Below are 19,460 nucleotides of genomic sequence, written 5' to 3' on the forward strand. Positions count from 1 at the left end.
GATCTCCTGATGCCCTGTAGGCAGTTAGTTACGATTTACTCAAAATGACTTGGCAAACATCGGTACGGCCTGAGTCGAAACCCGCTTCGCAATAGGCGTAATAAAACCGCCAAATGCGTTGAAAGGCTTGATCAAACCCTTGTTGCTCGATGGTATCTAAATGCACCTCAAACTCGTCACGCCAGCGTCGCAAGGTTTCCGCATAATCGCGGCCGAAAAAGCGCCGTGATTCAACGAGCAATGATGCTTTGGCAGCTTGCTCATCGATGGCATTGGGCGACAACAACATGCCGCCGGGGAAAATGTATTGCTGAATAAAGTCCGTGCCGGTGGCATAGCTTTCAAAGCGTTCATTAGCGATGGTGATGGCCTGAATGCCCGCCTTGCCACCGGGCTTCAGCAGTCGTTGAATTTGGCCAAAGTAAGAGGGCCAGAATTGCTGACCAACAGCCTCAATCATCTCAATGGAGGCAATGGCATCGAAGCGACCTTTGACATCGCGATAGTCTTGGAAGCGAAACTCACAGAGGCCTTCAATATCAGTGCCTTTAACACGCTCACGTGCCCATTTAAGCTGCTCTTGTGACAGCGAAATGCCCGTGATACGAACGCCACGCGTGCGGGCGGCATGCTCAGCAAAGCCCCCCCAACCACAGCCAATTTCTAGAATATGGTCGCCAGCTTGCACATTGAGCTGATCAAGCAAATGCTCATATTTAGCGGTTTGTGCTTGCTCTAGCGTCATGTCGGCACCATCAAAGAGCGCCGAGGAGTAAGTCATGCTGCGATCGAGCCAGAGCTTGTAAAAGTCATTCCCTAGGTCATAGTGCGCATGAATATTTTTCTTGCTGCCTTTACGGGTGTTGCGATTTCCTAGGAAGTGTTTGATTTTATAAAATAAAGTGCCCCAGAAATTACCGTAAAATGCTTGCGTGAGGGCATCTTCATTGGCCATGGCCAGCAGCAGCAGGGCGGCAATATCGGGAAGTTCGATTTTTTTATCGCGATAGGCCTCGGCTAGGCCGATGTCACCAGCGCGCAGAATTTGGCTGCAAGCAGACCAATCATTGATGATTAATGTGGCATTGATGCCTGGCGTTTTGCCGCCAAAATCACGACGGCTTCCGTCAGGAAATTGCACCGTCATGACGCCAACTTGCAGACGATCAAATAAAGAAATTAGCAGGCGGGCCATAGCCGGTGCGCGTGATAGGTCAATAGAATGTGAGGCAGAGGCGTTCATCGTGTGGTCTCCAGCGAAGGGGGGGATGGTTTGCGGTGAAAGGTCACGCCTTTCAACCAGAGTCGTAGCGCTTGCCAATGAATGCGCCACACCACCATCACGGTGGTCCATCCAAGCTGCATCAGCGTTGTCAGTATGTGTTGATCAGTGAGCTCGCAGGCTTTGCCACTCACGTAAGTTTTCAGGGCCAGTACATCAGCTTGCCAATAATCGATGGCGACGCGACGTGTTTGTGCACTGCCGGTGAAACGAAAACGGTACTCACCACTAACGGGATAAAACGGCGAGACGTGAAAAACTTTCTCGCTGTGCAGTGCCGTGGCATCGGTAATGACCGCCTGATCCGGTGCTTGAAGCAAATACCGATGTTGCTCGCCGAACGTGTTGCGCACCTCGCACAACACCGCGCGCAATTGACCCTGGCGATCGTGGCCATACCAGAAGCTCACAGGGTTGAAGACATAGCCAAAAATACGCGGCATGGCTTGCAAATAGATTTCGCCATCAACGGCGGTGGCACCATGTTTGGTAAACAATGTGCGAATCCATTGCTGGGCATCGACGCCGTCGCCATGATCTTTTTCATGCCAAGAAAAAAGATTCCAACGGTTGACGCTAAACAGACGTGAGGCCAGCTGCTGACGTTGCGAGAGCGGGAAGCAGATAAAGAAGCTGTTATAGACGAAGGCGTTTTGCTTCTCGCCAAGCCGTGCATGACCTACTCGACCTTTATATAGCCAAGGTTTATTCATGCCGCACGCTCTAAAGACTGATCTTCGGCATTTTGCCAGGGTGCATACACGCCGAGCAGATTGGCTACCGCTAGGCCCGATTTTAAGCCGTCTTCATGGAAGCCATAACTTGCCCACGCGCCGGCGAAGTACACGCGATCGAGGCCTTGAATGCTCGGCAGTGCTTGTTGTGCCTGATACGCCGCGCCATCAAGCAGTGGGTGCGCATAGTCAATAACCGCGAGTGTTTCTGATGCCTTGGGTGGTTCGGGCGGGTTCAGCGTGACCATCACCGCCTGATCGAAGGGCAGCGGTTGCAAGCGATTGAGCCAGTAGGTGACCGCCACTGGGAATTCGCCAGCCTGTGAAGCGCCGGCGTAATAATTCCACGCTGACCAAGCGCTTTTACGCATGGGCATCAAGTTTTCGTCGGTGTGTAAGTACGCGGTATTGGGCTGATAGCGCACCGCGGCGAGCACGGCCTTTTCTTGTGCATGGGCATCGGTGAGGAGCGCTAAGGACTGATCGGTATGACACGCCATGACGACTTGGTCGAATACGTCAACGCCATTGGCCGTAGCAATGTGCACGCCGTCGGCGTGGCGAGTGACCTGCTGCACGGGGGTGTTGAGTAGCACGTGGCCATCGTGGGCGCGGATATCGGCACATAAACGCTCGACATACACACGTGAACCACCACGAATGCTTTTCCACTGAGGCCGATCATTGATTTGCAGCAAACCATGGTTTAAACAAAATTGAATGAATGTTTTGGCAGGGAAGTCCGCCATATCATCCATCGGGCTCGACCATATCGCAGCACCCATGGGCAGCAAATACCATTCGCGGAACTCGCGGCTGTAGCCTTCGCGATCAAGCAACTGGCCAAGGCTCATGTCACCGTCTTGGACGCTGGCGAGTAAGTCGTGCGCACGCTTGTTGAAGTTAAGAATATCGCGAATCATGCGCCAAAAGCTGGGTCGAAACAGGTTTCGCTTTTGCGCAAACAACGTACCTAGGGTCGCGCCCGCCCACTCAACATTGACGTGCGGTAATTTCACGCTAAATGACATATCGCTGGCCGGCGTATCGATGCCAATATGCTTAAAGAGAGCAATCAGGTTAGGATACGTTCGGTCGTTATGGACTAAAAAGCCAGTATCTACCGGGTGGCTAATGCCATTGAGCGTCACGTCGACCGTATTGCTGTGGCCACCGGCGTAGTTGGCTGCTTCATAAACCGTCACATGATGATGCTTGGCCAACAGCCAAGCAGCGCTCAGACCCGAAATACCGGAACCAACAACCGCTATCTTGGATTTAGTCATGCGAGTGATTCCTATTTTTGTCTAGTACAAACCGTGTTGTGTCCATCATAATTACCTACGCTGTTTAATACAACTCGCAAATTAGACTCGCGAGTTCTGCCCGTGTTACAGAAAGTAAGTGAAGTTTTTTTCAATTTTTAAGGAGTGGTGTCGATGACCGCAGCATTGCAGTTGACCTCCGTAGTAAAAACATATAATTCAGGTACTTGCGCGCTTAAAGGTGTCGATTTGCGAGTTGAGCCAGGTGACTTTTTTGCCATGCTAGGGCCAAATGGTGCGGGAAAATCCACCTGTATTGGCATCATCAGCTCGTTAGTGAAGAAAACCAGTGGTCAAGTATCTGTGTTTGGCCATGACATCGATACCGACTTAAACGCCGCAAAACGCTTCCTTGGCGTTGTTCCGCAAGAGTTTAACTTTGGCCAGTTTGAGCAGGTGATTGATATTTTAGCCACACAGGCGGGTTATTATGGCTTGCCACGCAAGCGTGCCTATGAGCAAGCTGAAAAATACTTAGATCAGCTCGGTTTGTGGGACAAGCGCCATCAGCAAGCGCGCATGCTGTCGGGTGGCATGAAGCGTCGTCTTATGGTGGCTCGGGCATTAGTACATGAGCCTAAGCTGCTGATTTTAGACGAGCCAACCGCCGGTGTGGACATCGAGCTGCGACGCTCGATGTGGGAATATTTAACGCGCCTTAATCAACAAGGCACGACGATTATCCTGACCACGCACTATTTGGAAGAGGCGGAGTCGTTGTGTCGTAACATTGCCATTTTAGATAAAGGCACGGTGGTCGAAAATACGGATATGCGCTCACTGTTGGCAAAGTTGCAGCAGGAGACCTTTGTACTAGACATCAATGAGCGGGTAAGGCAATTGCCTGTCATTGAGGATTATCAGCTACGACAAACAGCAGAGCGCGCGCTAGAAGTGGATATTCGACAAGGGCAGTCACTTAATCACGTGTTTTCGGCCCTGACTGAACACGGCCTGCATGTGAGTAGCATGCGCAATAAAAGTAATCGCTTGGAGGAGTTGTTTGTGCGCTTGGTAGAAAAAAATCTCGACGCCGATGCCTCAGCGACAGGCGGTGCTGCATGAGCGTTATCTTGTCTTCAGAAAATTGGGTGGCACTGCAAACGATCGTCTTCAAAGAGGTACGTCGTTTCACACGTATTTGGGTGCAAACGCTTCTGCCACCGGCCATCACCATGACCTTGTATTTTGTCATTTTTGGCAATTTGGTTGGACGCAACATCAGTAGCATGCAGGGCTTTAGTTACATGCAGTTTATTGTGCCGGGCCTGATTATGATGGCGATTATTACCAACTCCTACGCCAATGTGGTGTCGAGCTTTTATGGTGCGAAGTTTCAGCGCAGCATCGAAGAATTATTAATTTCGCCGGTACCCCATGCGGTGATTTTGATCGGATTTGTCTTGGGTGGCGTTACTCGTGGCCTGATGGTCGGCGTCATTGTCACGCTGCTATCGTTGTTTTTTACCGACCTAACGCTGCATCACGGCTTTGTCATGCTCTACAGCGTGTTCATCACGGCGGTGTTGTTTTCGCTTGGTGGCTTTGTTAATGCGGTTTACGCGAAAAGCTTCGATGATGTCTCGATTGTGCCGACCTTTGTGCTGACGCCGCTGACCTACTTGGGTGGCGTGTTTTATTCCATGGATTTGTTGTCGCCCTTTTGGCAGCAAGTCTCCATGCTCAACCCGATTGTCTACGTGGTGAATGCCTTCCGCTATGGCGTGCTAGGTCACAGCGATGTGCCAATTTTTAGCTCATTGCTGCTGATTACTGTGATTACCATGGCGCTATTTGCTTTCGCGCTGCATCTGCTCAATCGCGGCACCGGCATGCGCGAGTAATGATCATGGATTTACACACACTCACGCAGCTGGGCCAAGCCACGGATTATCCGGACTCGCCATGTGCTGAACTATTGCAGCCCATTCCGCGGCAATTCTCGCGCCAAGCACTTGGGATTGATGACGACGCGCTACCATTTCATGGGGTAGATTTGTGGACGCATTATGAGCTGTCATGGCTCGACCCAAACGGTAAGCCATGCGTTGCCATCGGCGAGATACGCGTGCCAGCAAACTCGGCCAATATCATTGAGTCAAAATCGCTGAAGCTGTATTTCAATGGCTTGAATTTCACGCACTTTGCCAACCCGCAAGCGTTTGTGAAGCGTGTCGAAACGGATCTCTCTGTCGTTGCCGAAGCTCTCGTGACACTGACGCTGTTGCCAGCAGGGGTAGCCACTCAACTGCACGCTTTTCCGGGCGTTTGCTTGGATGACTTGCCGCTCATCACCGAAACTTATACGCCTGACCCGAGTCTGCTAAAAACCCGTGAGGGCGTGCGTGAGCAGGCGTTGTGGCACAGCCATTTATTGCGTACAAATTGCCCGGTGACAGACCAGCCGGACTGGGCCAGCGTGATCATTCATGCGGTTGGTCCTGCGCTCGACCCAGAAAGCTTATTGGCGTATTTGGTGTCATTTCGGCGCCATGCTGACTTTCACGAACAATGCGTTGAGCGAATTTTTCATGACTTGATGCAGTATGCGAAAATAGAGAAACTGACCGTGTATGCGCGCTATACCCGTCGTGGTGGGCTTGATATCAACCCGTTCCGATCAAACTTCGAAAGCCTAACCGACTCGCTGCGTATGGCGCGTCAATAAGGTATAACTATGACCACTTATCCCTTTTAATCAATAAGACCGAGAATATTTATGAGCCAATACATTTTTGGGTTTCCGTTAGAAGCCTCGCTGCAATCCACCATTGATGAGCTAATCGCTAATCAGGCCAATGGCCAGTACGCTGACTCGGCAACGTCGATTCGTTTATCTATCGGCACAACGGATGCGGTCGTGAAAGCGATGGCACTTGATGTCATTGATATTCTCAAGGCCGGCGGTGAGGGCGGCGGTGTGCTTAATGTGCTTGCGAACCTACTGAAAAGTACGATGCATGTGCTGATCAAACAAATCATGGGTAAGGTCAGCAACGCCGAACAAGATAAATTAGCGGCGTATTTGAAAAGTCGTCGTCAAGTCGTCGATGGCGTGACGAAGTTTGGCTTTGTGATGACACCGGCTTTGGGTAAGCGTTTTGAAGATATCTTGGCGCGTATTGCCAACGGTCAACTCGACGGAACCCGTCAGGACTTAACAGCGGCCATGAGTGACTTTGTTGAGTCTGCTACGTCGGCTTTTTACGATGACTTTACCAACTCATTAGAGCTTGGCTTTGTGAAAAAGAAAATGGTGTCGGTTGGTCGCTCAACGATTATTAAAGGTAGCAATTCAGCGACCTCTAAGCTTTTTATGTCAATGAGTGACACAGATTTGCAGGCCGTCTCCGCGCATTATGGCCGGATGTTTACCCAAGGTTAAACTATGCCATTTCTGTTTGCATTTCCCGCATCTAAAACACTTACCCGCGAGTTTAATGAGGTGCTAGCAGCCTTTGCCGATGGTGTGCCTAGCACGCCTCAAGCGGGTGCTGTTGTATCGTTAGCACAACGTTATGCAGATGAAATTGTCGATGCGCTGGTGCTGAACCTGATGAAAGGCTCGTCTGCATCAAGCAGTGCGCCGAAGGTGCTCGACACGGTGGCAAAGGTCATTAAAAGCACGGCGCACACGCTCGTGAAACAAGTGCTTGCGAAGATGTCGAATGCCGAGTTGCGGCCCATGACCAGCTATATTGCCAGCCGCCGTACGCAACATCCGGTGGCGGGTGTGCTGCGCGACTTCATCAGTTTTGAGCTTGAGCAGGCGGATTTTTTGCTGCTCAAACAGGCTTGGGCTGATGCGGCGGCACACGGCGATAATCACGCGGCAATGACAGATGCCATGTTGCGCTTTGCCGACCTCGCCGTGCAGGCCTTTTACCGAGAGTCTGCACAGGCAGTGACACTAGGTTTTATTGCGCGGAATGTTTTCGCGGTGGGCGATACAGCCATTTCGAAAGGCTCTAAAAGTGCCATCAAGCGTTTAATTCCGGCGTTGAAGCGCACGGAGCTGCAAGCCTTTGGCCGCTATTTTGGCGATATGCTGCTTGAGAGCGCTTAAGCCGTTTTTAGGATGAGCAGCTGATCGATAAGCAAGCCGCCCACGCCGGTGCAGGCGCATCAAACGTTTCAAAGCGCTGATCTCGTGTAAAGGGCGATTGCAGTGCTTCGGTGAGTTGCTCTAGCGGCAAGGCATCGCCTTGTTCGGCGGCATCAATGGCTTGCTGTGCTAGGTAATTGCGCAGCACATAGCAAGGATTCACGGCTTGCATGTCGTGTAAACGCTGCGCTTGATTGTGTGATGATAGCCGTTGAGCATACCGCGCTAGCCACTCGCTAGCCTGCGGCGAGTGCGCACCCCAGTCCGCGCTGCTAAGCGCTTGCAGTGGCTGCTCACTCAACCAGCGAAAGCGTTGCGCATAATCCTGCTGACTTTTTTGCAATAACGCCAGCCAGGCCGCCACCAAGTCCCGATCGCCTATCTGCACAGCTCCCAGGCCTAGCTTGGCATTCATGCATTGGTCATAGTGCTCAATAAGCTGTGGCTCGTATTGCGCTAATGCCAGTTCAATGTCCGGAATGCTGATCAACGTCGTAAACGCCTGTGCGAGTGCGTTTAGGTTCCACAGGCCCACTGACGGTTGCAGGTACCACGCATAGCGGCCGTTATGGTCGGAATGATTGCAAATTAAGTAAGGGTCGTAGGTTTCTAAAAATCCATAAGGCCCGAAGTCCAGTGTTTCACCAGCGATCGAGAAATTGTCGGTGTTCATCACGCCATGGGCGAAGCCTTGCGCTTGCCAATCGGCCATCAGCCGCGCGGTACGGGAAATAATACCTGCCAATAAGGCGAGATAGGGTTTAGCGTGGTTGGCGGCATCTGGGTAATAGCGCGCGATGCAATAGTCAGCAAGCGCGCGTATGTCGTCGTGTTGTTGGCTGTGAAAAAGCCACTCAAAATGACCAAAGCGAATATGGCAAGGTGACACACGCAACAGTGTGGCTGCCGTTTCCATACGCTCGCGGCGCACAGGATGAGCTGAGCTGACAATCGCCAATGCCCGCGTTGAGGGCACGCCCAATGCATGCAATGCTTCGCCAGCCAGGTATTCGCGAATACTGGAGCGTAAAACGGCGCGTCCATCACCTTGACGCGAGAAGGGTGTTGGGCCGCTGCCTTTTAAATGCAGATCAATTCGCGTGGCGCCAATGTGGTTACAGGCGCTGTTGGGCGCGTGTATTTCGCCAAGCAATACGCCGCGACCATCACCAAGATCTGGGTTCCAGCCCCCGAACTGATGGCCTGCATATTTCATCGCGATGGCTTCTGTGCCTGGCCATGGGGTTGCGCCAGAGAGTCCGGCAAGGGCTTCGGCGCTATGCCACCAATGGGCATCAAGTGCGAGCTCGCTGAGCAGTGAGTGGTTGAGTGTAAGCAGTTTGGGGCGTTGCAGCGGGGAGGGAACCTGCCGCCGCCAAAGTGATGGCGGCAGGGTTATGTACGTATTGTCGAAGACCATCATGCCTTAGGCAGTGACCTGAGCGGTTAACAGGCGCAGGCGCTTACGCTGCATTTTCAAGCGGTACTCGATTTCTTGGAAGCGGTTGCGGAAGTTTGCTTCTTCCCATTTTTGCAAAAGCTGGCGTTTTTTCTCGCCATACCAGGCTTCTTTCAGCTGGCTCCAGTCGGTCATTACTTGGCTGAAGTGCTCGGACTCTTGCGTCAATTTAGCGCGCCATGATTCGAGTTGTGCATGACCGACGGCAATCAACGAAAGCTTGGATTCGGCCTGCTTAAACTGCATGGTGAGCTTAGCTTTTTCGATGGCAAATTCCGGGCAGCGCTTCAGGTTGCGCGTAATGCCCACCCATGACAGAGCCAAAATGAGCCACTTGGTTGGATCAAATTGATACCAACGAATGCCGTTGCGGTAATCGTATTGAAAAATATGGTGATAGTTATGGTAGCCCTCACCGTAAGTAAACAGCGCTAAGAAACCATTATCGCGCGCGGTATTTTCGTCGGTGTAAGGTCGGCTGCCCCACATATGCGCCAAGGAATTGATGAAAAACGTGGTGTGATGGCTGTAGACCAGACGAAACAAACCGCCGAGCAGTAACACGCCCCAGACATCGCCGACCATGGCGCCAATGAGTAGCGGTAGGCCCACATTCATCGCCAGTACAATCGCCAAATAATGTTTGTGTTGGAACATCACGATGGGATCGCTCAGCAAATCCGGCGCGTTGCGGAAGTCTTCCTTGCCGGATTCGTATTTGCGCAACATCCAACCAATATGCGAAAACCAGAAGCCACGCTTCGATGAATAGGGGTCGTGGTCAACATCATCGACATGACGATGATGTGTCCGGTGCCCAGATGCCCAGACTAAAATACTGTTTTGAGTAGCCATGGCGCCAAACAGCATATAAAAAATGCGCAGCGACCAGTGTGCTTCATAAGCACGGTGCGCCCATAAACGGTGATAGCCACCAGTGATGGCCATGCCATTGAGAATACTGAGGACAATAAAGCTGACCCAAGCAGCTGTGGAGAAGTCGGCAAACCACGCATACGTTGGCAAAATAAGCAGCGCTAAAATGGGTGTCGACACCAATACGCTGGCACCAAGCCAATTAATCGGCGGCTTGGCATGGGTAGACGGTGTTGCAGATGTCATGTTGTCAGACATAGTGTTGCCTCAGTAATGACTCAGTGTATGACTGTTCACAAAGTGCGATTATAGCCCCATTGATGAGCATCAACAATTTCAAAACTATAACAGCATGTGTCCTGCCTAACGGCTGACTTTAGGCGCATTAAACGAGATGCTTGCCAAGAGTTTTGCCAGCGCGGGTAAGTGCGGCCCCATCACGGGTTTGCCAGAGGTCAGGAGTGACACGGAAATATCGCGTTCAGGGTCGGCCCAGCAAAAAATATTGGAGAAACCTAGGTGGCCAAATGCGCGGCCAGTCATGGGGCCATACAGACCGACTGGATTGCCTCCTAACATCATGCCGTGGCTGTAGCGCAGGGGAGCCAACAATGTGCCATCAAACTGTGGCTTGCCGGCCTCGAGTGTGGCACGACGAATAGTGAGCGGGTCAAAAATGCGTTGGCCATCGAGGCTGCCACCGCGTAGTAACAGCTCAAAGAATCGGCAGGCTTCATCGGCGTTGGCGTAGATATTGCCGGCAGGGCAGATGATATCCATAAAGCGCGGATCATTACTGACATTCACCACGGTTTCCAAGTCGCCGCCAAGGGCATTTTGCAAAAACCAATCGACCGCTAGTACTGGCTTGTAGCCAGTCGCATAGCCCATGGCCTCTTCACCGCGAAACTCAGGCGCTAGGCCGTAGTTGAAGTATTTCATGCCGAGTGGCTTTTGAATCGTGTCGCGCAAATACTCGCGCGCATCTTGGCCGGTTACGGCTCGAATTAGTTCGCCTAAAATATAGCCGCCAGTCACGGCGTGATAAGCGGCGCGATGACCACTGCGCGAACTCGGCTTGGCATTGAATAAAATATCAACAACTTGCTCAGTGTCGAACAGAATATCCGTATCAAAATCACCTTGAATAGTCGGTATACCCGCGCGGTGCGCCAAAATATGCGCGGTGGTCACATGGGCTTTGCCATTTGCGGCGAAGGCCGGCAGGTAGTGAGCAACGGGGGCTAATAGGTCGATTTTGTGATCTTCGGCTAGCTTATGAATAAGCATGGCCGTGACCACTTTTGATGCAGAAAACAAACACATGGGCGTGTCTGGTTGCGCTAATACTTTGCTTGCATCAGGGCTGTCATCTGGGCCATTGCCGCTAATATGGCCGAGCGAGCGATTAAACACGACATGACCCTGACGCCGAAGCGTAAAGGTAATCGCGGGCGAGATGCCGGTGCGATATAGCCCCTCGACAGCACGCCAAATAGTCTCTTTTTGTTTAGCAGACATGCCAATAGCGGCTAGATCAGCTTCCTTGCTGGGGTCAAATTGCGTGACTTCGGCTAAGCTTTTCGGGGTGCGACAGGTGTTACTGGATAATAATTTCACGGCGTTTTCTCAGGATGAATGGCGGGTGTGGCGCGCGGCGCTTTTGCTTGTTGGTTGGTTGTTTGCACCGCGCCAACTAAGCGACTGATCCAGCTCGGGCCATTGATAAATTTGTCGAGTTTGTCGACGGTGGGGCGAATGCCTGCCAAGCGATTAACATCTTCCGACATGCGAAATACGGCCAACAAAAACTCGGTGAGTGCACGACACGCAGAGACCCAGATCAAGACCGCCATGGGCGTGGCGATTAAAAAAACCGTACCGCGCAACAGTGTTTGCGCAAACGCGTCCCAGACGAATTGACCAATAACGCCCACTCCGCCAATCACCAAAAGCACATAAAAAATTGGCAGCATTTGCACGGTCAAGTAGCGCGAAAAACGCAAATCACACAGTAAGACAAGGTAGTCGCGAAACAAGCTCATTTTACTGGGCTTGGGCGTTGCTCGTGGTGATTTTGGCATGATCTTACTCACTGTCTTCAGCGCAAAGGGTTACCTGCGCCAGTAGGGCGGCTAATAGACTTTAGCGCGTTAGCAGATCGACAAAGGGCTGCGAATGCGCATGTTGCGTAATGATGTCACTGAGCGTATGGCCGGCCTGATTGCGTGCCTGCGTGTCGCGTCCGGCGGCTTTAAAATGAGACAGCAGGGTGGCAAAGTCACTGATACGCATGTGCTTATAGGCGGTGTACAGCACATAAAAGTCGGCACTTTCACCAATAGGTGGCTGCTGCGCTAAAAAGCTTGCAATGCGCTCATCTGACCAGGTTTCGTCAAATGTAGCCGGTTGTGAAACGCCCATAGTGCTCTCCCGAAGGCTGTTAAAAACAAAGTGGTAATAATAGAGTTTAGTCGTTGACACGCCGCCATGTCAGAAGTAATTCATCCTTCTGTGCCCACAGCTGCTGTGTCCATTGCGTAAATTCTGCGCGAAATGCGGGATTGTTTTCAAAGCTGCCCTGGCAAAAGTGCGCCGGAATCTCGCGCAAGGTCACATCAACCACAATTCGCCGTACACGGCCACAGCAAAAGTCCCAGAAGCTCGGCACACCGCCCGGATAGGCAATGGTCAAATCGAGCACGGTATCCATTTGTGAGCCCAGCGCATTGAGCACAAAAGCGGCACCGGCAGATTTCGGCGGCAATAGCTGTTGATAGGGCGTTTCGCAGGCGGCCATTTTGGCCGGCGTGGCGCGGGTGCCCTCCAAGTAGCTCATGACGCTGACCGGATAGCCTTTGTATTTTTCGCAGGCGCGTCGTGTCGTTTCCAAGTCTTTGCCGCGTAAATGTGGCTTCTTGGCAATCAATTCACGGCTAAAGCGCTTCATAAACGGGTAGTCAAGGGTGTAGACAGCAAGTCCAATCACCGGCACATATAGAAGATCTTGCTTGATAAAAATCTTAAGCGGCGGAATGCGACGGTTCAGCACATGAAAAGCGGTGAGAATATCCATCCAGCATTGATGATTTGAGACAACAAAGTACCAGCGGTCGCGGTGTAAGTTTTGCAGGCCACGTACATCCCAAGTTAAGTCAGGCAGTAACTTAAATATCAGTGAATTGGTGCTTGTCCACGCTTCTTGCACGGCGGCAATGGCGCGGCGCACGCGCGGGCTGATGACCGGAAAAATCAGCGACAGCAGCTTTAACGGACTCATCAGCAAAATCACAACAGAGGCCATCAAAATCGATAGCACTAACAAAGTGCCTACCAGTAGACCAAGTAGTGGGGCGGGTAACAAAGACAGCATAGCGTTGAGCTCTGACGGGCACTCGCGCAAGTATCTCGCGCCCTACGACCTTCGTGCAATGCCCAGAGATGTCATCCGATGAGCGTTCTGGTCATTGGCAGTGTCTGACGTGCGTACTAGCATGCTGACCGCTTAGTCACTCATCTTATTAGAGGTAATGTTATGTCCGGTCCACTCGCGGGTCTGAAAGTGCTCGATTTCTCGGCCTTGTTGCCAGGCCCGTTTGCCACCTTAATGCTCGCCGATATGGGCGCAGATGTGTTGCGTGTGGAGTCGCCATCGCGACCTGATATGGTGCGCATGCTGCCGCCGATTGCCAGCGATGGAAATTCTGCGGCGCACGGCTATTTGAATCGTTCCAAGCGCTCCATTGGCATCGATATGAAGTCGCCGGCCGGCCTCGATGTAGTGAAGCGCTTGGTGGCTGAATACGACATTGTCGTTGAGCAATTTCGCCCGGGTGTTATGGATCGTTTGGGCGTGGGCTATGACGCATTAAAAGCCATTAACCCGAAAATTATCTATGTCTCCATTACTGGCTATGGCCAAACCGGGCCGTATAAAGATCGCGCCGGTCATGACATGAATTATTTGGCGATTGCTGGCGTGCTCGGCTACAACGGCCGCAAAGCCTCAGGCCCAGCACCCATGGCCGTGCAGGTGGCCGATATCGCTGGTGGTTCATGCCATGCCGTGATTGGCCTATTGGCCGCGGTTATTCATCGCCAAGCCACGGGTGTGGGCCAGCATGTGGATATTTCCATGACCGATGCCGCCTTTAGTTTGCACGCACTCACCGCGCCGGGCGCACTCAACGGCGGCGAACAGCCTGGCCTAGAAAACACGCAGCTCAATGGCGGTAGTTTCTATGATTGCTACGAAACTGCCGATGCTCGCTACTTCTCAGTCGGTGGTTTGGAGCCGCAGTTCTTCATGCAGTTTTGCGCTGCAATAGGCCGTCCCGAGCTCGCGCCATTGGGCATGAATATGTTGCAGCCCGAGGTGGTCGCGCAGCTCAAAGCCGATATTCAAATCGAAATGAAGAAAAAAACTTACGCCGAATGGTCCGCGATCTTTGCCGCGCTAGACTCTTGCACGGAGCCGGTATTGAGCTTTGCCGAGTCCACTGAGCATCCGCATGTGGTGGCGCGTGAGCTCTTGATCGATGTGCCCATGCCCAATGGCCAAACACAGCGCCAATTAGCCTCGCCGATTAAGTTTTCCGAGACCAAGGCCAGCTATGCCTATACAGGCGCCACGCTTGGTGAACACACGGAGGCGGTGATGGCGGCTGTTGGTTTTAGCGCCGATGAGATCAAGCAGGCCAAGTCATCGGGTGCGGTGGCTTAACGCGCACACAAAAGATGCCAAGGATGGCGTCGTTTAGTGGTGAGATTGAGAAAGCAGATGGTGCCCCGAGCCGGCATTGCCAAAATCAAGCGTGGCGAGGCTTTCAGCTAATTTGGTGTAAAAAATGCGTAGTAAAATCGGTGTAACAGGGCCATTGCCAGATGTGATGGGTTTGTACCAGTATTTTCGTACACAGGGTGTCTGCATATCAGAGCAAGTCGCTGCTGAATGGATTTTGATGGTGCGGACAGGTTCACGAGCAGTAATGGTGTAACTAGAGGCGTTACCTTGGTGTAATCAGCTGGTGTAAAAGATGCATTGACCAGTAAGGTAATATTCACTAAGTCACTGATAATTCTTGAACTCTCAAAATATCAATAGAAATGGCGGGCTTTCTTTAAGTAATTGATATTAAAGAAAAAATTAATTGATGGTGCCCCGAGCCGGAATCGAACCGGCACGACCTTGCGGTCGAGAGATTTTAAGTCTCTTGTGTCTACCGATTTCACCATCGGGGCGGTCGAGAATTACGAAGATAATGGAGGCTGAGGTCGGAATCGAACCGGCGTACACGGAGTTGCAGTCCGCTGCATGACCACTCTGCCACCCAGCCTAATATCTTGCGCCCTCTCGGGAGGCCGCATAATAGCTAGGGCACCTAGTAGCGTCAACTGCTAGTGTGGCGATCAACAATTATCTGCGTGATATTCGAACAGATAGCCTTGCTAACCATCGTTTTAATAAAACACCTACAGAGACTGACTGTTGAGCAACGTTTGCATGCAGTAGACTGCAAGCCAATGTTCCAACAGGTGTTCATCGCATGATGACTGCGTTAGCCCATTCAGAATCGTCGGTCGACTGGCCTCAGTCGCCATCTATTACGCGCCTTCCGTACAGCTTTGCCAAGCGCAATGGCTTGGTGCTGCACATCGAGAGCGATGACAACTGGTGCTTATTGGCACGCCCCGACTGGAAGCTTAGCTCATTAGCTGAAGCGCGGCGTTTATTGGGCCGTCCAGTGTATTGCCGCCCGGTCTCAGAAAATCAGTTCAATGAAGCGTTGTCGCGTAGCTATCAGGGCGATGCCGGTGATTCCATGCAGGCCGCCGAGGGCATTAGCGATCATATTGATCTGGAAAGTTTGGCCGATCTCGTGCCAGAGACCGAAGACTTGATGGAGCAGGAGGATGACGCGCCGATCATTCGCCTGATTAACGCGATTTTGCAAGAAGCGGTGCGCGAAAATGCCTCGGATATTCATATTGAAACCTTTGAGCGGCGTTTGTCGGTGCGTCTGCGCATCGATGGCGTGTTACGCGAGATTTTGCAGCCTCGTCGTGAATTAGCCCCGCTATTGGTGTCGCGTATTAAGGTCATGGCGCGTTTAGACATTGCTGAGAAGCGCGTGCCGCAAGATGGCCGTATTTCTGTGCGTCTCGCCGGTCGCGAAGTCGATGTGCGGGTCTCAACCATGCCATCGAGCGCTGGTGAGCGCGTGGTGCTGCGTTTGCTTGACAAACAAGCCGGTCGCTTGAATTTATCGAGCTTAGGGCTTGCAGAGAAAGACCACGTTAACCTGCAGACGCTGATTGCCAAGCCGCATGGCATTTTGCTGGTTACTGGGCCAACGGGCTCCGGTAAAACCACTTCGCTGTATGCCTCGCTGACCGAGCTCAATGACCATAGCCGTAATATTCTCACGGTAGAAGACCCGATTGAGTATCAGCTCGATGGCATTGGCCAGACCCAAGTCAACACCAAGGTCGAAATGACTTTTGCGCGCGGCTTACGTGCGATTTTACGGCAAGACCCCGATGTGGTGATGGTCGGCGAGATTCGTGACCGCGAAACCGCTGAGATTGCTGTACAAGCCTCGTTAACGGGTCACTTAGTGCTCTCAACCTTGCACACCAACTCGGCGGTAGGTGCGGTGACGCGCTTGGTTGATATGGGCGTTGAGCCATTTCTGCTGTCATCGTCGCTGATTGGTGTAGTGGCGCAGCGCTTGGTGCGCGTGCTATGTACAAATTGCCGCGAAGCGCATGTCGCCGATAACGCGGAATGCGCGCTTTTGGGTGTCGATAGCAGCCAGGCGCCGACCATTTATCGCTCCACGGGTTGCGCACAATGTAATCAACGCGGCTATAAAGGTCGTACCGGCATCTACGAAGTTGTGCCCATCAATGATACGCTGCGTCGGATGATTCACGAGCGCGGCCTCGAACAAGAACTCGAAGCAGAAGCTCGCGCCCATGGCCCGAGTATTCGCCAAGATGGCATGGTCAAAGTGCTGTCTGGCATCACATCATTAGATGAGGTGCTGCGCGTAACCAGAGAAGACTAATTTATGGCGGCATTTGATTACGTAGGGGTTGATCCGCAGGGAAAACGCCGCAAAGGGGTAATCGATGCCGACAGTCTGCGCCACGCTCGCTCGCTGTTGCGGGAGCGTCAGCTGGTGCCCATCTCAGTCAATAGCGCCAGTGAAAAGCCCGCTGCTCAGCAATCTGGCGCTACCTTCACATTATTTAAGCCCGGCTTAAGTGCTCAAGACTTAGCGCTTATTACTCGTCAGCTGTCGACACTGGTGCAAGCGGGTCTGACCCTTGATGACTCCTTACGCTCGGTTGCTCAGCAGTCAGAAAAATCCACGGTGAAGCGGCTGTTGACTGCGGTACGCGCTAAGGTTGTTGAAGGCTTCACCTTGGCGCAAAGCTTGGCTGAGTTTCCGCAAGCATTTCCCTCTCTTTATCGCGCCACGGTGGCGGCCGGCGAGCGTGCAGGGCATCTCGACTTGGTGCTAAACCGCCTCGCTGACTACACCGAGTCACGCTATGAAACGCGCCGGAAAGTGCAGGGCGCTTTAATTTACCCGATTATTTTGACGGTGCTCTCGCTGCTGATTGTCGTGGGTTTGCTGACTTATGTGGTGCCCGATATCGTCAAGGTGTTTGACAACCAAGGCCAGGCGCTGCCCGTTATTACGCAGATTCTCATTGCAACCAGCGACTTCCTGCGCGAGTCATTGGGCACGCTGGTGCTGGTGGTTTTGGTCATTGGCTTTATTGTCTATCGCGTGCTGCAAAAGCCGGCGATGCGCTTTCGTTGGCATGCCTTCATGCTGCGTGTGCCGGTTGCCGGCAAGCTGGTGCGTGACTCGCAAGCGGCGCGATTTGTCAGCACATTGGCGATTTTGACGCGCAGTGGCGTGCCCTTGGTTGATGCCCTGCGCATTGCCGCAGAAGTGGTCGATAATCTGCCAATGCGCGAGGCTGTATCTCAGGCTGCCGATCGTGTCACCGAGGGCGGGCGCTTGGCGCCGGCCATTGAGCAGTCAAAGCTGTTTCCGCCCATGATGACCAATATGGTCGCCAGCGGCGAGGCCAGCGGCGAGCTGGATGATATGCTGATGCGTACAGGGCAAATGCAGGAGCGTGCATTAACCGGCAGTATCAGCACGTTGGTGGGTTTGTTTGAACCCATAATGTTGTTGATGATGGCCGGCGTGGTGCTGGTCATTGTCTTAGCCATTATGCTGCCAATCGTGCAGATGAATAACTTAGTGAACTAGTGGAGTAACCATGCGAGCTCGTCGAGTATCCGCGCAAGCGGGCTTTACCCTTATTGAAGTGATGGTTGTCGTCGCCATTATTGGTATTTTAGCGTTGATCATTGTGCCCAATGTGGTCGGCAAAGATGACCAAGCGCGCGTCACCTCAACCAAGGCCAGCCTCAGTGCCGTGGCCAATGCCTTAGAGCTCTATAAGCTCGATAATTACCGTTACCCAAGCAGCGAAGCCGGTCTTGATGCACTGGTTAATCGCTCGCCCGAAGCGCGGGTATTCCCCGATGGTGGCTATTTACGTCGCCCGCCAGTTGATTCCTGGGAAAACCCGGTGCAATACATCTCCCCCGGAAGCGATGGTAAGCCTTACGACTTGTACTCCTTAGGCGCCGATAACGCCGAAGGCGGCGAAGGCTACGCTGCGGATATTTATTTCGAATGATGCTGAGGCCGCGCCAATCACAAACTGGCTTTACCTTAATCGAGGTATTGCTAGTTATCGTCTTAATGGCGGTGCTGATGGGTGTGGCAGTCGTTAGTTTAAACCCGTCTGATCCCTCGCGTCGCATACAGCAAGAGCGCGAGCGAATACAGGCGAAAATTGGCTACGCACGACTGTTAGCCGAAACCGATCAAATTGAAGTCGGGCTTCAGCTCAACAGTGCCGGGTACCGTTTTTTACGGTTTGATAAAACCCGTCAGCAATGGTTTGTCATTGATACCGATCCAGCGCTCAAGCCACAGCAGACCCTTGGTATCGGCTACACATGGCGTGATGCCGGTGTGGCGCAAAGTATCGCCAGCCGTGAGCCAGTCGAAGGTGCTGTCATACCGGATATGCTGCTGTTGTCGAGCGGTGAGGCAACTCCTGGCGTACTCAGTATTCGTTCGCAAGATGACCCGAGCGTGGTACCCGTAGAGCTACAAATCAATGACCTTGGTGATACGCGACTGCCCGAAGATGAAGACACCGAGGGCGTGCGCCGTGCGTATTAAAACCGCGCGTAGTGGCCGTGGTTTCACGCTCATCGAAGTGTTGGTGGCGATGGCTATTTTTGGCGTGGTGGCCTTAACGCTGCTCACGCAAACGCGAGAGCAAACGCGGCAAGCCGCCAGTCTTGAAGATCGTTTATTGGCGCATTGGGTGGCGACTAATACCATGGCCGACCTGCAAAGTGCCGGGCAGCTACCTGAGCTGGGTAAAATTGAAACCAATACCGTCATGGCGGGGCGGGACTGGCTGATTATTATGACCGCAGCCACCACACCGAGCCCGGATGTGCGCAGCATGGAAGTGCAAGTCAGCAGCTACGATCCGGTGACGGGCGATAACGGCTCGCCATTGGTCAATGTGGTGGGCTTTATTGGGCAGTTTAATAATGGCTAGA

The 19,460-nt window shown here is 52.6% G+C and carries 19 protein-coding genes, 2 tRNA genes and 1 pseudogene; 11 read left to right on the plus strand and 11 right to left on the minus strand.

Features of this window, described 5'->3' with window-relative positions; all coding sequences use genetic code 11:
- Window positions 1-28: 28 nt before the first annotated feature.
- Genes DFR26_RS09665 through DFR26_RS09675 form a run of 3 tightly spaced genes read right to left on the minus strand, consistent with a single transcriptional unit; the run spans window position 29 to window position 3,302 of the window.
- Complete coding sequence (locus DFR26_RS09665) at window positions 29-1,243, minus strand: SAM-dependent methyltransferase (RefSeq protein WP_116208763.1); 1,215 nt, start codon at window positions 1,241-1,243, stop codon at window positions 29-31.
- Window positions 1,240-1,995 carry a DUF1365 domain-containing protein gene (locus DFR26_RS09670; protein WP_116208764.1) on the minus strand — a complete coding sequence of 252 codons (756 nt, stop codon included), beginning with the start codon at window positions 1,993-1,995 and terminating at the stop codon, window positions 1,240-1,242. The genes DFR26_RS09665 and DFR26_RS09670 overlap by 4 nt, the downstream gene beginning before the upstream one ends.
- Window positions 1,992-3,302, minus strand: a complete 1,311-nt coding sequence (locus DFR26_RS09675; protein ID WP_116208765.1) for an NAD(P)/FAD-dependent oxidoreductase — start codon at window positions 3,300-3,302, stop codon at window positions 1,992-1,994. Before DFR26_RS09675 ends, DFR26_RS09670 begins: the two co-directional genes overlap by 4 nt.
- Before the next feature lie 153 nt (window positions 3,303-3,455).
- On the opposite strand from DFR26_RS09675, the gene DFR26_RS09680 reads away from it, so the two are divergent.
- Genes DFR26_RS09680 through DFR26_RS09700 form a run of 5 tightly spaced genes read left to right on the plus strand, consistent with a single transcriptional unit; the run spans window position 3,456 to window position 7,407 of the window.
- Window positions 3,456-4,406 carry an ABC transporter ATP-binding protein gene (locus DFR26_RS09680; RefSeq protein ID WP_116208766.1) on the plus strand — a complete coding sequence of 317 codons (951 nt, stop codon included), beginning with the start codon at window positions 3,456-3,458 and terminating at the stop codon, window positions 4,404-4,406.
- On the plus strand, window positions 4,403-5,185 hold the full coding sequence (locus DFR26_RS09685; protein WP_116208767.1) for an ABC transporter permease: 783 nt from the start codon (window positions 4,403-4,405) through the stop codon (window positions 5,183-5,185). The genes DFR26_RS09680 and DFR26_RS09685 overlap by 4 nt, the downstream gene beginning before the upstream one ends.
- Window positions 5,186-5,190: 5 nt before the next feature.
- Entirely contained in the window at window positions 5,191-6,009 is an 819-nt protein-coding gene (gene queF, locus DFR26_RS09690; RefSeq protein WP_116208943.1) for an NADPH-dependent 7-cyano-7-deazaguanine reductase QueF, read from the plus strand.
- 51 nt (window positions 6,010-6,060) lie between these two features.
- Window positions 6,061-6,726 carry a hypothetical protein gene (locus tag DFR26_RS09695; RefSeq protein WP_116208768.1) on the plus strand — a complete coding sequence of 222 codons (666 nt, stop codon included), beginning with the start codon at window positions 6,061-6,063 and terminating at the stop codon, window positions 6,724-6,726.
- A 3-nt stretch (window positions 6,727-6,729) separates the two neighbouring features.
- Complete coding sequence (locus DFR26_RS09700) at window positions 6,730-7,407, plus strand: hypothetical protein (protein ID WP_116208769.1); 678 nt, start codon at window positions 6,730-6,732, stop codon at window positions 7,405-7,407.
- A 7-nt stretch (window positions 7,408-7,414) separates the two neighbouring features.
- On the opposite strand, the gene DFR26_RS09705 is transcribed toward DFR26_RS09700, so the two are convergent.
- The 6 genes from DFR26_RS09705 to DFR26_RS09730 form a co-directional block, all read right to left on the minus strand.
- A complete protein-coding gene (locus DFR26_RS09705; RefSeq protein ID WP_116208770.1) occupies window positions 7,415-8,869 on the minus strand; it encodes a protein adenylyltransferase SelO in 1,455 nt (484 codons plus the stop codon).
- A 3-nt stretch (window positions 8,870-8,872) separates the two neighbouring features.
- Window positions 8,873-10,027, minus strand: a complete 1,155-nt coding sequence (locus tag DFR26_RS09710; protein WP_220375767.1) for an acyl-CoA desaturase — start codon at window positions 10,025-10,027, stop codon at window positions 8,873-8,875.
- Between the two features lie 117 nt (window positions 10,028-10,144).
- Window positions 10,145-11,401: a serine hydrolase domain-containing protein gene (locus DFR26_RS09715; protein WP_116208772.1), complete on the minus strand. Its 1,257-nt coding sequence runs from the start codon at window positions 11,399-11,401 to the stop codon at window positions 10,145-10,147.
- Window positions 11,398-11,865 carry a DUF4282 domain-containing protein gene (locus DFR26_RS09720; protein WP_116208773.1) on the minus strand — a complete coding sequence of 156 codons (468 nt, stop codon included), beginning with the start codon at window positions 11,863-11,865 and terminating at the stop codon, window positions 11,398-11,400. Before DFR26_RS09720 ends, DFR26_RS09715 begins: the two co-directional genes overlap by 4 nt.
- 61 nt (window positions 11,866-11,926) lie before the next feature.
- Window positions 11,927-12,205 (minus strand): PA4642 family protein, encoded by a 279-nt coding sequence (locus DFR26_RS09725; RefSeq protein WP_116208774.1) that lies wholly within the window; start codon window positions 12,203-12,205, stop codon window positions 11,927-11,929.
- A gap of 46 nt (window positions 12,206-12,251) precedes the next feature.
- Complete coding sequence (locus tag DFR26_RS09730; RefSeq protein ID WP_116208775.1) at window positions 12,252-13,154, minus strand: acyltransferase; 903 nt, start codon at window positions 13,152-13,154, stop codon at window positions 12,252-12,254.
- Between the two features lie 162 nt (window positions 13,155-13,316).
- Here DFR26_RS09730 and DFR26_RS09735 point away from each other — a divergent pair.
- Window positions 13,317-14,423 (plus strand): annotated as a pseudogene (locus DFR26_RS09735) (CaiB/BaiF CoA transferase family protein); the annotation flags it as partial.
- A gap of 512 nt (window positions 14,424-14,935) precedes the next feature.
- Here the strand turns inward: DFR26_RS09735 and DFR26_RS09740 are convergent.
- Window positions 14,936-15,022 (minus strand) — tRNA-Leu (locus DFR26_RS09740).
- A gap of 21 nt (window positions 15,023-15,043) precedes the next feature.
- A tRNA-Cys gene (locus DFR26_RS09745) sits at window positions 15,044-15,117 on the minus strand.
- A gap of 213 nt (window positions 15,118-15,330) precedes the next feature.
- On the opposite strand from DFR26_RS09745, the gene gspE reads away from it, so the two are divergent.
- The 5 genes from gspE to gspI are packed head-to-tail and all read left to right on the plus strand — an operon-like array spanning window position 15,331 to window position 19,459.
- Window positions 15,331-16,851: a type II secretion system ATPase GspE gene (gspE, locus tag DFR26_RS09750; protein ID WP_116208944.1), complete on the plus strand. Its 1,521-nt coding sequence runs from the start codon at window positions 15,331-15,333 to the stop codon at window positions 16,849-16,851.
- Window positions 16,852-16,854: 3 nt separating this feature from the next.
- A complete protein-coding gene (gspF, locus tag DFR26_RS09755; protein WP_116208777.1) occupies window positions 16,855-18,078 on the plus strand; it encodes a type II secretion system inner membrane protein GspF in 1,224 nt (407 codons plus the stop codon).
- Window positions 18,079-18,088: 10 nt separating this feature from the next.
- Window positions 18,089-18,514: a type II secretion system major pseudopilin GspG gene (gspG, locus tag DFR26_RS09760; RefSeq protein WP_116208778.1), complete on the plus strand. Its 426-nt coding sequence runs from the start codon at window positions 18,089-18,091 to the stop codon at window positions 18,512-18,514.
- Window positions 18,511-19,068: a type II secretion system minor pseudopilin GspH gene (gene gspH / locus DFR26_RS09765; RefSeq protein ID WP_116208779.1), complete on the plus strand. Its 558-nt coding sequence runs from the start codon at window positions 18,511-18,513 to the stop codon at window positions 19,066-19,068. The genes gspG and gspH overlap by 4 nt, the downstream gene beginning before the upstream one ends.
- A complete protein-coding gene (gene gspI / locus DFR26_RS09770) occupies window positions 19,058-19,459 on the plus strand; it encodes a type II secretion system minor pseudopilin GspI (protein ID WP_181899046.1) in 402 nt (133 codons plus the stop codon). Before gspH ends, gspI begins: the two co-directional genes overlap by 11 nt.
- The last annotated feature ends 1 nt before the right edge of the window (window position 19,460 follow it).

Source organism: Paraperlucidibaca baekdonensis (assembly GCF_003387535.1).
In the GTDB taxonomy this organism is placed as follows: Bacteria; Pseudomonadota; Gammaproteobacteria; order Pseudomonadales; family Moraxellaceae; genus Perlucidibaca; species Perlucidibaca baekdonensis.

Bases quoted from the DNA above. Each gene is read 5' to 3' on its own strand.
- gspH (WP_116208779.1), top strand. From the start codon at position 18,511: ATGATGCTGAGGCCGCGCCAATCACAAACTGGCTTTACCTTAATCGAG.
- DFR26_RS09710 (WP_220375767.1), bottom strand. From the start codon at position 10,027: ATGACATCTGCAACACCGTCTACCCATGCCAAGCCGCCGATTAATTGG.
- DFR26_RS09705 (WP_116208770.1), bottom strand. From the start codon at position 8,869: ATGATGGTCTTCGACAATACGTACATAACCCTGCCGCCATCACTTTGG.
- DFR26_RS09680 (WP_116208766.1), top strand. From the start codon at position 3,456: ATGACCGCAGCATTGCAGTTGACCTCCGTAGTAAAAACATATAATTCA.
- DFR26_RS09700 (WP_116208769.1), top strand. From the start codon at position 6,730: ATGCCATTTCTGTTTGCATTTCCCGCATCTAAAACACTTACCCGCGAG.
- gspG (WP_116208778.1), top strand. From the start codon at position 18,089: ATGCGAGCTCGTCGAGTATCCGCGCAAGCGGGCTTTACCCTTATTGAA.
- DFR26_RS09695 (WP_116208768.1), top strand. From the start codon at position 6,061: ATGAGCCAATACATTTTTGGGTTTCCGTTAGAAGCCTCGCTGCAATCC.
- DFR26_RS09675 (WP_116208765.1), bottom strand. From the start codon at position 3,302: ATGACTAAATCCAAGATAGCGGTTGTTGGTTCCGGTATTTCGGGTCTG.
- queF (WP_116208943.1), top strand. From the start codon at position 5,191: ATGGATTTACACACACTCACGCAGCTGGGCCAAGCCACGGATTATCCG.
- DFR26_RS09720 (WP_116208773.1), bottom strand. From the start codon at position 11,865: ATGCCAAAATCACCACGAGCAACGCCCAAGCCCAGTAAAATGAGCTTG.
- gspE (WP_116208944.1), top strand. From the start codon at position 15,331: ATGACTGCGTTAGCCCATTCAGAATCGTCGGTCGACTGGCCTCAGTCG.
- DFR26_RS09665 (WP_116208763.1), bottom strand. From the start codon at position 1,243: ATGAACGCCTCTGCCTCACATTCTATTGACCTATCACGCGCACCGGCT.
- DFR26_RS09725 (WP_116208774.1), bottom strand. From the start codon at position 12,205: ATGGGCGTTTCACAACCGGCTACATTTGACGAAACCTGGTCAGATGAG.
- DFR26_RS09685 (WP_116208767.1), top strand. From the start codon at position 4,403: ATGAGCGTTATCTTGTCTTCAGAAAATTGGGTGGCACTGCAAACGATC.
- DFR26_RS09670 (WP_116208764.1), bottom strand. From the start codon at position 1,995: ATGAATAAACCTTGGCTATATAAAGGTCGAGTAGGTCATGCACGGCTT.
- DFR26_RS09730 (WP_116208775.1), bottom strand. From the start codon at position 13,154: ATGCTGTCTTTGTTACCCGCCCCACTACTTGGTCTACTGGTAGGCACT.
- gspF (WP_116208777.1), top strand. From the start codon at position 16,855: ATGGCGGCATTTGATTACGTAGGGGTTGATCCGCAGGGAAAACGCCGC.